At 70.8% G+C, this 12429-nt stretch carries 11 protein-coding genes; 9 read left to right on the top strand and 2 right to left on the bottom strand.

The window, feature by feature from the left end:
- Nucleotides 1–22 precede the first annotated feature (22 nt).
- A complete protein-coding gene (locus tag FHX46_RS16565; protein WP_167115568.1) occupies nucleotides 23–409 on the bottom strand; it encodes a nuclear transport factor 2 family protein in 387 nt (128 codons plus the stop codon).
- Nucleotides 410–669: 260 nt separating this feature from the next.
- Between FHX46_RS16565 and FHX46_RS16560 the strand changes: the two genes are divergently transcribed.
- The 7 genes from FHX46_RS16560 to FHX46_RS16530 all read left to right on the top strand — a co-directional run bounded on the left by FHX46_RS16560 (nucleotide 670) and on the right by FHX46_RS16530 (nucleotide 8883).
- Nucleotides 670–1761, top strand: a complete 1092-nt coding sequence (locus FHX46_RS16560; RefSeq protein WP_167115565.1) for a ferredoxin--NADP reductase — start codon at nucleotides 670–672, stop codon at nucleotides 1759–1761.
- Between the two features lie 89 nt (nucleotides 1762–1850).
- Complete coding sequence (locus FHX46_RS16555; protein ID WP_167115562.1) at nucleotides 1851–3035, top strand: acyl-CoA dehydrogenase family protein; 1185 nt, start codon at nucleotides 1851–1853, stop codon at nucleotides 3033–3035.
- A 25-nt stretch (nucleotides 3036–3060) separates the two neighbouring features.
- Entirely contained in the window at nucleotides 3061–4014 is a 954-nt protein-coding gene (locus FHX46_RS16550; protein ID WP_167115560.1) for a VOC family protein, read from the top strand.
- 133 nt (nucleotides 4015–4147) lie between these two features.
- Complete coding sequence (locus FHX46_RS16545; protein ID WP_167115556.1) at nucleotides 4148–5620, top strand: FAD-dependent oxidoreductase; 1473 nt, start codon at nucleotides 4148–4150, stop codon at nucleotides 5618–5620.
- Nucleotides 5621–5636: 16 nt separating this feature from the next.
- Nucleotides 5637–6176, top strand: coding sequence for a flavin reductase family protein (locus tag FHX46_RS16540; RefSeq protein WP_167115553.1), 540 nt, complete (start codon nucleotides 5637–5639; stop codon nucleotides 6174–6176).
- 73 nt (nucleotides 6177–6249) lie between these two features.
- Nucleotides 6250–7116 carry an alpha/beta fold hydrolase gene (locus tag FHX46_RS16535; RefSeq protein WP_167115550.1) on the top strand — a complete coding sequence of 289 codons (867 nt, stop codon included), beginning with the start codon at nucleotides 6250–6252 and terminating at the stop codon, nucleotides 7114–7116.
- 78 nt (nucleotides 7117–7194) lie between these two features.
- The gene (locus tag FHX46_RS16530) at nucleotides 7195–8883 is read left to right on the top strand and encodes a 3-ketosteroid-delta-1-dehydrogenase (RefSeq protein ID WP_167115547.1); all 1689 of its coding nucleotides are present in this window, start codon (nucleotides 7195–7197) and stop codon (nucleotides 8881–8883) included.
- Nucleotides 8884–8941: 58 nt separating this feature from the next.
- Here the strand turns inward: FHX46_RS16530 and FHX46_RS16525 are convergent, their stop codons facing one another.
- Nucleotides 8942–9562 carry a TetR/AcrR family transcriptional regulator gene (locus tag FHX46_RS16525; protein ID WP_167115544.1) on the bottom strand — a complete coding sequence of 207 codons (621 nt, stop codon included), beginning with the start codon at nucleotides 9560–9562 and terminating at the stop codon, nucleotides 8942–8944.
- A gap of 286 nt (nucleotides 9563–9848) precedes the next feature.
- On the opposite strand from FHX46_RS16525, the gene FHX46_RS16520 reads away from it, so the two are divergent.
- The gene (locus FHX46_RS16520; protein ID WP_167115542.1) at nucleotides 9849–10298 is read left to right on the top strand and encodes an Rrf2 family transcriptional regulator; all 450 of its coding nucleotides are present in this window, start codon (nucleotides 9849–9851) and stop codon (nucleotides 10296–10298) included.
- Nucleotides 10299–10391: 93 nt separating this feature from the next.
- Nucleotides 10392–11828, top strand: a complete 1437-nt coding sequence (locus FHX46_RS16515) for an MFS transporter (RefSeq protein WP_167115539.1) — start codon at nucleotides 10392–10394, stop codon at nucleotides 11826–11828.
- The last annotated feature ends 601 nt before the right edge of the window (nucleotides 11829–12429 follow it).

Genomic DNA, 12429 nt, shown 5'->3' with positions numbered 1-12429 from the left:
CGGCCCGGGCCGGGACCGCCCATCAGGCCGGGGTGCTCCGGCGGTGGACGATGTCGCCCGGGCTCCAGATGGCCCGCATGCTGGTGATCAGGCCGTCCGCGCCGAACGTCATCACGTCGATCGGTTCGATCGACGTGATGAACCCGCCTGCGGTGGTGACGACTCGCATGTGGAACGCCGCGGTGTCCCCGGACGCCCGGACGGTGAGCAGCTCGGCGGTGACGTCGAGACCGTCGAGTTCGCGGTAGAACGCCGTGATGGCCGCTCGTCCCGTTCGCACCTCGCTGCCGGCCGGGTCCTCCAGTGTGGCGTTGTCGGCGTAGAGCGCTGCGATGTCGGACGCCGTGCCGGCTTCCAGTCGGCGAACGTACTCCGCCACGGCGTCGGTGAGCTGGTCCACGGTCAGCATCGGTCTTCCTTTCACGGCGATGGTGGCGCGGGTCCGCGCCGGGTCGGGGTCGATGCCAGCACAGCAGAGCGCCGGCGACCGGCCGGTGACCCGCCCAGTGGGAAGCCAGGTCCGGTTACTCCGCCGCGCCGGGCGGCCCGCGATCGGTCTCCCAGTCAGCGAGACGATCCGGACCGCGCCGCCGGCCGCGGCTCTACGGTTCCCCGAGTCCCGACACCGCACCGGGAAACGCGGGCGGCGACGAGCAACCAGGAGGGTGGATGTTCACCGAGGCGAGTGCCGGCCACGAGCTACGCGGCGACGCCGGCGCCACGGCGCCGGCCTCGCGCGGGACGATCGTCCGGGTGCGGGCCGTGATCGACGAGACCGCCGACGCACGTTCGTTCGTCGTGGAGCCCGCGGCGGAGGCCGCGCACCTCTTCGACTACCGGCCGGGGCAGTTCCTGACCGTCCGGGTCCCGGATGCGGGGTCCGGATCCGCGCGTTGCTATTCCCTGTCCAGCTCCCCGCACTGCGACCCGGCCCTGAAGTTCACCGTGAAGCGCGTTTCCGGCGGGCACGGCTCGAACTGGTTGTGTGACACCGTCGAGGCCGGTGACGAGATCGAGGTGCTGCCGCCCGCCGGGACGTTCACCCCGGCGGCGCTCGACCGCCCGGTCGTGCTGATCGCGGGCGGCAGCGGGATCACACCGGTGATCGCGATCGCGAAGTCGATCCTGTTCGGCGGCACCGGGGACGTCGTGCTGGTCTACGCCAACCGGGACGAGGCGTCGGTGATCTTCGCCGGTGAGCTCCGGGCGCTCGAACACCGCTTCCCCGAGCGCTTCACCGTGATCCACCACCTCGAGTCGCTGCAGGGCCATCCCACGCGCCGCACGCTGGCTCTGCTGTTGCGCCCGCTCGCCGACCGGGAGGTCTACCTCTGCGGGCCGGCCCCCCTGATGGACCTCGCCGGCGCCGCGTGCAGCGACGCCGGGATTCCCGGCGGCCGCGTGCACGCGGAACGCTTCCGGTCGCTCCAGCAGGATCCGTTCACCACCGGAGCTGCCCTCGACGCAACGGAACCCGGCACCGCGGAGGTTGCCTGCACCGTGCGGGTGTCGATCGACGGAGCCGACCACGTCGTGCCGTGGACGGCGGGGCGGAAACTCCTCGACGCCCTGCTGGCGGCCGGCATCGACGCACCGTACTCGTGCCGGGAAGGCGCGTGCAGCGCCTGCGTCTGCTCACTGACCTCGGGGAAGGTGAACCTGGCGCGCAACGCGATCCTCGCCGAGGCCGACCTCGCCGAGGGATACATCCTCGCCTGCCAGGCCGAACCGGTCAGCGACGAGGTGTCGATCGCGTACTGATCCGTGCCACCCGCTCCCGCCGGCGCCGCGCGCGCCGGCTGATCCCACACCCAGTGACACCGTCCAGTGACACCGACCAGGAGCTATCCATGTCCAATCCAGTACTCGACAACATCGTGGCGATGGCCGACGAGCTCCGCGCGGGCGCGGACGACGGCGAGACGTTGGGCCGTCTGCCCGACGACATGGCCAAACGCCTCCGCCAGGCGGGCCTCATCCGCCTGTTGCAGCGCACGAAGTACCACGGCTACGAGGCCCACCCGCGGGAGTTCGCCGAAGCGGTGATGAAGACCGCGAGCATCTACGGGTCGGCGGGCTGGGTGGGCGGCATCGTCGGGGTGCACCCCTGGCAACTGGCGTTCGCCGATCCCAAGGTGCAGGACGAGATCCTCGCGGCGGACAGCGACACCTGGCAGGCCTCGCCCTACATGCCGGCGGGCATCGCCGTGCCGGGCGACGGCGGCTACGTGCTGAACGGCCGCTGGCAGTTCTCCTCCGGAACCGACCACTGTGACTGGATCTTCCTCGGCGCGATGGTCGGTGGTGCCGACGGGAAACCGCTGATGCCGCCGCGGAGCCTGCACGTGATCCTGCCCCGGTCGGACTACCAGATCATCGACGGCTCGTGGAACGTCGTGGGTCTCCGTGGTACCGGGAGCAAGGACATCGTGGTGCAGAACGCCTTCGTCCCGGATTACCGCGTGATGGAGGCGGACAAGGTCATCGACGGAACCGCGGCGAAGGAGTACGGGGTCACCGAGACGCTCTACAAGATGCCGTGGTCCACCATCTTCCCCCTGGGGATCACGGCGGCCACGATCGGCATCTGCGAGGGTGTCCTCGCCGCGGGTATCGACTACCAGCGCAACCGGGTCGGCGCCAGCGGCAACGTCATCAAGGACGACCCCTACGTGCTGCACGCGCTCGGTGAATCGGCGTCGGAGATCGACGCCGCCCGCCAGCATCTGCTGGCCAATGTGGACCGCGTGTGGGACCTGGTCGACAGTGGACGGGACATCGACTTCGCCACGCGTGCCCGCGTCCGCCGCGACCAGGTTCGCGCGGCGTGGCGTGCCGTGCGCGCGGCGGACGAGATCTTCGACCGCGCCGGGGGTAATGCACTGCGCATGGACAACCCGCTGCAGCGCTTCTGGCGCGACGCACACGCCGGCCTGCACCACGCGATTCACGTCTCGAGCACCACCTACCACGCCTCGGCCATGGCCTCGCTGGATGTCGAGGTACCGCAGGGCCCCCTGCGCGTGATGATCTGATCGTCCGTCCGGAAAGGAAACAACCATGACCGAGATCAAGGGACTGGGATACGTCCGTGTCATCGCCACCGACCTGGAGCGCTGGCGGGAACTCGGCTTCGACGTGCTGGGGTTCGCACCCGGCTTCGGGGACGAGGACGACGCGCTGCACTTCCGCATGGACGAGCGCCCGTCCCGCATCACCGTCGAGCGCGGCGACGCCGACCGGGTGACGGCCGTCGGCTGGGAGGTCAGGGACGCGCCGGCGCTGCGCCGGCTCGCCGCGACCCTCGACGCGGCGGGCGTGGCCTACACCCCCATGACGCAGGAGCTCGCGGACCGGCGGAAGGTGGAAGCCGGCATCTGCCTCAAGGATCCGGGCGGCACCCCGCTCGAGTTCTTCCACGGCCCGGTGCTCGAGCACAGCCCGGTGCTGACCAAGTACGCGCAGAAGTTCGTCACCGGAGGGCAGGGGCTCGGGCACGTGGTCATGCCGACCACCAGCTTCGACGAGTCCTTCGCCTTCTACACCGAGACCCTCGGCTTCCTGTCCCGTGGCGCGTTCCGGATGCCGGGGCCGCCGGAGGCCGGTCCGCTGCGCATCCGGTTCCTGGGCGTCAACCAGCGGCACCACAGCCTGGCGATCATGCCCAGCCTGGAGGGCCGCGACCCCGGGCTGATCCACGTGATGGTCGAGGTGGACTCCCTGGACGCCGTCGGGCGGGCCTACGACGAGGTGATGGCGCGGGACTTCCCGGTCTCCTCGACGCTGGGGCGGCACACCAACGACAAGATGATTTCCTTCTACGTGCGGGTGCCGGGTGGCTGGGACATCGAGTACGGCACGGGTGGCCAGCTCGTCGACGAAAGCTACTACACGGCCGAGGAGATCACGGCGGACAGCTACTGGGGTCACGAATGGTTGTGGATGCGTGAGATGAAGGAAGCGCGGGAAGCAGCGGAGCGGGAAGCCGCTCCGGCGGCACCGGCCGGTTCCTGAAGCCCCGGGGGCTGCGCGAACATCGCCACCTTTCATCCGGTGCACCGCGTGAGTCCGGCTCACGCGGTGCACCGGGTCCCCATTCCGCGACATCCAGTTCCGCGACATCCGGCAGGAAGGACACAGACCCACCATGCGAACCGATCCGGAGAACGGGATCAGCCCGGTTTCGGCGGCGTCGATCGGCGACTGGACCGAGTCGGCCGATGTGGTCATAGCCGGGTACGGCATCGCCGGCGTGTGCGCCGCCATCGAGGCCGCGCGGGCCGGCGCGAACGTGCTGATCCTGGAGCGCACGAGCGGCTGGGGTGGTGCGGCGGCCCTGGCGGGCGGTTTCGTGTACCTCGGTGGTGGTACCCCGCTGCAACGCGCCCTCGGGTTCGCGGACACGCCGGAGAACATGAGGGAGTTCCTGCTCGCCGCGGTCGGCCCGGGCGCCGACGAAGCGAAGATCACCGACTACTGCGCGGGCAGCCCCGAGCACTACGACTGGCTGGTCGCCAACGGTGTGCCGTTCCGCGAGGCGCTGTGGGACGAACCAGGCTGGGAACCACCGCACGACGAAGGTCTCGCCTACTCCGGCGGGGAGAACGCAGCACCGTTCCACGCCATCGCCACGCCCGCACCACGGGGCCACGTGCCGCGGATGCAGAACAAGCGCACCGGGGAACGCGGCGGCGGCTACATGCTGATGAAGCCGCTGGCCGAGACCGCCGAGGCCCTCGGCGTGCGGGTCCGGTACGACGTCCGGCTGACGGGGCTCGTCGTGGACGGTGACCGGGTGGCCGGGGTGCTGGCGCAGCATTACGGCGAGCGCGTCGCGATCCGGGCCGACCGCGGGGTCGTGCTGGCAACCGGCGGCTTCGCCTACGCCGAGCGCATGGTCGCCGACCACGCGCCGCAGCTGATCGGCCGTCCCGGTGCCGCGATCGAGGAGCACGACGGCACCGGCATCCTGGTGGCCACGGCACTCGGGGCGGCGACCGCGCACATGGACGCGACCGAGGTCGCCTTCTTCTGCGACCCGCAGCTGATGGCGCGCGGCATCCTGGTCAACGCCCAGGGGCAGCGTTACGTCCCCGAGGACACCTACCCGGGCCGGATCGGCCAGATGACCCTGTTCCACCAGCAGGACCAGGCGTTCCTGGTCATGGACGAACAGGCGTACGAGGAGGCCCTCGGCACCGAGACCGCCACGCCCGCCCTGCGGACTCCACCGACGTGGGCGGCGGAGACCGTGGCCGAGCTGGAGGCCGACATGGGACTTCCCGAGTGGACACTCCAGTCCACGGTGCGGATCTACAACGACTACGCCGCGCAGCACCGCGACCCGCTGTGGGGCAAGCAACCCCGGTGGTTGCGCCCGATCACCGGTCCGGTCGCCGGGTTCGACCTCCGCCACCGGACGGCCGGCTTTCCGCTGGGTGGCCTGCGCACCGATCTCGACGGCCGGGTGCTGCACGTTTCCGGAACGGCGATCCCGGGTCTGTTCGCGGCCGGCCGCTGCACGGCGGGCATCTGCACCGGCGGCTACGTCAGTGGCGCGTCCCTGGGCGACGGCAGCTTCTACGGCCGCCGGGCCGGCCGGGCCGCGGCGGAGAACTGAGCGAGAGGAGCACGCGATGACACCCGACGGTTCCGATGTCCCGGTGGGCGAACCGGCTGTCCGGAGCTCTGCGGAGCTGGACCCGGTCCGGATGCGCACCGTGCTGGGGCACTTCGCCACCGGCGTCGTGGCCATCACGGCGATCGACCCCGGGACCGGCAAGCCGGTCGGGCTGGCCGCCAATTCCTTCACCTCGGTGTCGCTGGACCCGCCGCTGGTCGCGTTCTGCGTGGGTGCGGCCAGCACGTCGTGGCCGCGGGTCCGGTCGGCGGGCCGCTACGCGGTCAGCATCCTCTCCGATGCGCAGGAGGCGGTGTCCCGTCAGCTGGCGCGGCCCGGTGCGGACAAGTTCGACGGGATCGAGTGGACGCCGTCCCCGTCCGGGGCGCCGGTGGTCACCGGGTGCCTGGCGTGGATCGAGGCCGAGCCCCAGGCCGAGCACCTCGCCGGTGACCACACCATCGTGGTGTCGCGGGTGCGCCACCTGTCGTCCTCGGACCTGGCGCCGCTGGTGTTCTTCCGGGGCCGTTACAGCCGTCTCAGCGTGGCGTTGTGACCGGCCGGTCCAGGTGTCCGCTCACCGGGAGCCCGCACGGCGACGGCGCCCCGCCGGTGGCAGGGTCGGGCTCATGAGCGCTTCCACCGGTTCCCGTGCCGTACCCGAACTTCGCGAGCTGTCCACAGAGCACGGTGTGCTCCGTTACCGGGAGAGCGGGGACGGTCCGCCACTGGTGATGCTGCACGGGTCCGGACCGGGGGTGACCGGATGGCGCAACTTCGGTGCCAACGTGCCGGCGTTCGCCGGTGACTACCGGACGATCGTCCTGGAGTTCCCCGGTTTCGGGGTCAGCGACGATTTCGGCGCCGTCCACCCCATGCAGTCCGCCGTGACCGCGGTGCGTGCGCTGCTCGACGGTCTCGGGCTCGGGCGGGTGCGTCTGGTGGGGAACTCCATGGGTGGCTTCGTCGCGACGGAGTTCGCACTCGCCGCCCCGGAGCGGGTCTCGCGCCTGGTGACCGTCGGCGGCATCGGCACCCCGTTGTTCAGCACGCAGCCGGGGGAGGGCATCGTCCGGCTCAGCGAGTTCGTCGAGAACCCGACGCGTGCTGCCCTGATCGCCTGGTTGCGGTCGATGGTGTTCGACCAGAAGCTGGTCACGGAGGAACTGATCGAGGACCGCTGGCGCCAGGCCACCGATCCCGCGACGCTGGAGAACTCGCGCCGCATGTACAGCGCGGCGGCGCTGGCGCGCATGGCCGAAGCAGCTCGCGACGCCACCGTCACGCCGAGCTGGGCCGCCCTGGGACGGCTGGACGTCCCGACGCTCGTCACGTGGGGCCGGGACGACCGCGTCAGCCCGGTGGACATGGCCTTGCTGCCGATGCGCGTCCTGCCGCGCGGCGAGGTGCACATCTTCCCGGACTGCGGGCACTGGGTCATGATCGAGCAGAAGGACGCGTGGGAAGCCGTGGTGCTGGCGTTCCTGCGGCGCTGACGACCACCTCGCGGGCATGCCGGGGGACGAACCGTGAGCCGAACTGTTACTGCGAGAACGAAGTGGAGCTGGAGACCCATGACGAAGAAGCTGCCTCCGCTCGTGCCTGCCCGCGACACGACCGTCGACCTGCTCGTGATCGGATCGGGAACCGGGCTGGCCGCGGCACTGGCCGCACACGAGCTCGGACTGTCCACTCTGGTCGTCGAGAAGACGGCCTACGTCGGCGGATCGACCGCGCGCTCCGGTGGCGCGTTCTGGATCCCGGGCAACTCCCTCCTGCCCGAGAAGGGTTCGCAGGCCGTTCCGGACGCCGGGAAGTACCTGCAGGCGGTCGTCGGTGAGTCGGCGCCCGCGGAGCGCAGCCGGGCGTACCTCGAGCACGGTGCGGCCGCCGTCGACATGCTCGCGCGGACCACGCCGATGCGGTTCTTCTGGGCCGAGGGCTACTCCGATTACCATCCGGAGCAACCGGGGGGCCGTCCGGCGGGACGGACCTGCGAATGCCGCCCGTTCGACGCCGCCGTCCTGCGTGACGAGCGCCCGAGGCTCCGCCCGGGCGTGATGGCGGCACCGGTGCCGATGCCGGTGACCGGTGCGGACTACAAGTGGATGAACCTGGTGGCCCGCAAACCGGGCAAGGCGATTCCACGGATCATCCAGCGACTCGTCCTCGGTGTCGGCGGTAAACTGATCGGCCGCGACTACGTGGCCGGCGGGCAGGCGCTCGCCGCGGGCCTGTACGCGGGTGTGCTGCGCGCGGGCATTCCGGTGTGGACGGAGACGAGCCTCGTCCGCCTGACCGGCAGCGGTGGCCGGGTGTCCGGTGCCGTGCTCCGCCAGGCGGGCACGGAGGTCACCGTGACCGCGCGCCGCGGTGTCGTCCTCGCGGCGGGCGGGTTCGACCACGACATGGCGGCCCGGCACGAGCTCCAGTCGCCGCGCCTGGGCGAGCACGCCAGCCTGGGCGCGGACGGGAACACCGGCGACGGCATCCGTGCCGCGCAGGAGGTCGGCGCCGGCCTCGCGTTGATGGACCAGGCGTGGTGGTTCCCGGCGTTCGCCCCACTGCCGGGCTCGGCACCGGCGATCATGCTCGCCGAGCGGTCGCTGCCCGGCTCGTTCATCGTGGACCAGACCGGGAAACGGTTCATCAACGAGTCCATCGACTACATGTCGTTCGGGCAGGCCGTGCTCGCGCGGGAACGCGCCGGCACGCCGGTGGAGCAGATGTGGATGGTCTTCGACCAGCGCTACCGGAACAACTACATCCTGGCGGGCGGGGTGTTCCCGCGGCAGCCGATTCCCGAAGCGTGGTACCGGGCGGGTGTCGCGCACCGGTCGGACGACCTGGACGTGCTCGCTCGGGCGATGGGCGTGCCGGCCGCGGCCTTCCGCGACACCTTCGAGCGCTTCAACGCCCACGCCGGGTCGGGACACGATCCGGACTTCCGCCGCGGTGACAGCGCCTACGACCGCTACTACGGCGATCCGACGGTTGCGCCGAACCCCAACCTCGCGCCGCTGCGGAAGGCCCCGTACTACGCGGTGAAGATGGTTCTGAGCGACCTCGGCACGTGTGGCGGGGTGGTTGCCGACGAGCACGCCCGTGTCCGGCGCGAGGACGGGACGGTCATCGAGGGTCTCTACGCGATCGGGAACACGGCGGCCAACGCCTTCGGCACGTCCTATCCCGGCGCGGGGGCGACGATCGGCCAGGGCATCGTGTACGGCTACATCGCGGCCTGCCACGCGGCCGCTTCCTAGTCCGGTGCCACTCGCGGGGGGCCCGGCCGCCGGCCGGGCCCCCCGCCGTGGCGCCACGTCACTCGCTCGCCGTCCGCGGGGTCAATCCGCTCAGCGCCAGGCGCAGACCGCGCGACTCCCAGGTGGCGAGCTCGTCGAAGTCCCCGGAACGGCCGCTCTCGACCCAGTGGATCAGCGCCTGCCTCAGGGTCTGGATGACCAGCCGCGCGGGGAGCTCTCGGAGGAACGGGTCCGCATCGAGTTCGTAGTAGCGCGCCAGGAACCGGGTGATCGGCTCGCTGAGCGACTCGCACCACTCCACGAAGCGGAGGCGGTACTGCGGGGTGGTGATGATCAGCGTCATGATCTGGTGGTCGTACTCGGGCACCTGCCTGCGGGCGAGCTCTGTGGTGAGCGCCGAGGCGAGCACCTCCGCCGGGTCCGCGTCGTCCGGCGCTTCGTCGAGCGCCTGCACGATGACCCGTTCGCTGCGGCGCAGGAGCGGCATCAGGACGTCTTCCTTGACCGGGAAGTGGCGGTGGAAGGTCCGTGGTGCGATTCCGACGATCTCGCAGATCCGTTCCACCGTCGCCGAGGTGTCGCCTTCCGCGACGAACAGATCTCGTGCGGTGAGTGCGATGCTCATCCGCAGCTCCTCGGCCCGGCGCTCGGTGAGGGTGGGCCGCTTCGAGTTCGTCACCAGGGCTCCGTCCTGCAGTCGTTCGATCAAGGTAGCCGGGACAGGTGCGTGGGTGCTGCCCACTGACCACTGTCCGGACCCTCGGTCGCGGCACTGGCCCGGCCACCACACCTGTCAGAATATGACACCTTCGCCCCGTTGGTCCGAACGAACCGCGCCGACCGGTGTTTACCCAGGTCAGGCTGATCGCGGAGACAGTCAGCCCACCAGTGCCGGTTGACAGCCGATCTAACTGTAACTACGTTCGTTGCAGCTGGATCGGCGCCGGCCGGGCCGCGAAAGGAGAATGGTGGCTGTCAGCAGCAGGAGTGCGGTCGCGATTCACGCGCTCACCATGTTGGCGCGCTGGAACGACCGCTCGCTGACGTCCGCGGAGATCGCGGACAGCCTGGCGAGCAACCCGGTTCTCGTGCGGCGCATTCTCGGCAGCCTGCGCAACGCCGGCCTGGTGTGGTCCACCGAAGGTCGCGGCGGTGGCTGGTCCCTGGCCCGTACCCCACGGGAGATCACGCTCCACGACGCGTACGCCGCTGTCGAGGAGGGCCGGATCCTGTCACGGCACGCCCATCCGCCGAGCGACGCGTGCGAGGTCGGGCGCAACATCAGCGCTGTGCTCGAGGTGGAGTTCCGGGACGCGGAACGGGCCATGGAAGAACGGCTCGGCCGCACCACGATCGCCGACCTGCTGCGGCGGATGCTGGCCATCGAGCACGAACTCGCGTCAGCGAATCGCTGACCCAGTCATGGCGGAGGCCGGTCCTCCGCCATTTTTCCCACCCTGACTGTAACCATGATAGTGGCAGTTTATGCCGCGAAGGGATGCCCCGACATGACACGCACGCCGGCCACAACCGAACGAACCGGCTCGACACCGGCCCTGTTGGCCGTGCTCCTGCCGGCGGTGCTCGTCACGGTCATCGCGAGCGACATGGTCAACCTCATGCTCCCGTCGATCGGGGAGCAGTTCGGGGCTTCCGCGGCCGAGCTCGCCTGGGTCGTCACCGGTTTCCTGCTGATGTTCTCCGTCGGAATCCCCGTCTACGGCCGCATCTCGGACCGGGTGAGCCTGCGGCGGCTGTTCGGCTTCGCCCTGCTGACCTACGCCATCGGGAGCGTGATCTGCGCTCTTGCCCCGGAGCTGCTCGTGCTCGTGCTCGGGCGGGTCGTGATGGGGATGGGCGCGGCCGGGCTACCGGTGCTCTCGATCATCGCGGTCACCAGGTTGATGCCTGCGGACAAGCGGGGGATGGGGATCGGTGTCGTCTCCTCGGCCGCGGGTATCGGCACTGCCGCCGGGCCGGCGCTCGGCGGTGGGATCGGTCAGTTCCTCGGCTGGCCCGCGCTGTTCTGGTTCATGTTCGTGGTCGCGCTGGTCCTGCTTCCCGCGGCGTTGCGCGTGCTCCCGGGCGAGTCCCCGGCGGGCGTGGCTCGGTTCGACCTTCCCGGCGGCATCTTCCTGGGCCTCGGCGCCGGGCTGGTTCTGTTCGGCATGACCCAGGCGCAGGTCGCTGGCTTCACCGCAGTCTCGTCCTGGGCCACCCTCGTCGTCGCGGTCGTGGCGCTCGCGCTCTTCGGGTGGCGCACCGTCCGCGCTGCGCAGCCGTTCGTCCCGCCTGCGCTGTTCACCAACCGCGTCTACCGGGCCGCGGTCGTCGCTCTGTTCCTGGCCATGCTCGTCAATCTCGGCGGCCTGGTGTTCGTTCCGCAGCTGGTCGTGGACGTCAACGGTCTCACCCCCGGGGCCGGCGCCTTGGTCATGATCCCCGCCGGGGCCGCCGTCGCCCTCCTTTCGCCGGTGATCGGTCGCCTCGCCGACCGCATCGGCACCCGGCCCCTGGTACTGACGGGCCTCGTGGCGATGACACTGTTCGCCCTGTTCCTCTCGACCTTCGCGGCCGGCGCCTCGGTGATCCCCGCAGGCATCGGGATCCTCGGGCTCAGCGTCGGCTTCATCATCGTCATCACCCCCATCATCAGCGCGGCGGCGAGCGCGCTACCGGCCGACCAGGTCGGCGTCGGCCTCGGCATCCTCCAGGGGGCCCAGTTCCTCGGCGCGGGCACCGGCCCGGCCCTGTTCGGCGTGCTGATCACCGCACGGCAGCACAGCGGCAGCGGCGCCATCAACCCCCTGCACTCCGGTCCGGACGGCGCGGCCTACTCCGACGCCTTCCTGGTCATGGCCGTGGTCGTCGTCCTCGCGGTGATTGTCGCGTTCCGGATGCGCCCCGCAACCACGTCGCCCCGCGACGCGGACGATGTCCACTAGTGTCCGGTTCCCACCGTTGTCCCACTGCGGGCCGTCCTACCTCCGCATTTCCGCCTCGACGGTCTCCGCTGTACCGGCTCGGCTGATCCGCAACCCGGCGACGGCGGTCCGGCGCACCCGCGCACTGAGACGGCCGGACCCGGGGGCGGACGGCAAGGCGCAGCACCGCGCGGGCACGTGCGGGCCCGGTGGGGCTCCCGGCCGAGGTCGCCGGAACGCCGCCGCCTCGACCGGGAGCCTGAACCGTCAACCCCGGTGAACGTCCCGGTCCAGGTGGGGCTGACATCGACAGCATGGCAAGTGCCGGCTCGAGCACGGTTGTTCGGGCGCTCCCCACCGCCCTGTGGTCCGGCCGGGTGCGTTCCGATCGCACCGCGTGGTCCTGCGATCCGCGGCCCGGGGAACACCCGGTGGGGCAGGATCAGGGCGCGGTGAGGCATCACCACGGCGGTCCGCGAGTCCGCGGCGTCGCCGCGCCGGGCTCTCGCGACCTCGTCTCCGCCGCACGATCCCTGCCGGCGGAGACGGTGTTCTTCCTGCTGGTGCCGGCGGGCCGGGGGTTCGGGTTCGTGGCGATCCGGCGTCCGGATGAGTGCTGAAG

The sequence above is a fragment of the Amycolatopsis viridis genome (assembly GCF_011758765.1).
GTDB classification, from domain to species: Bacteria; Actinomycetota; Actinomycetes; order Mycobacteriales; family Pseudonocardiaceae; genus Amycolatopsis_E; species Amycolatopsis_E viridis.
Note: the sequence above shows the minus strand (reverse complement) of the source record. Positions and strands in the feature narration are given on the sequence as shown.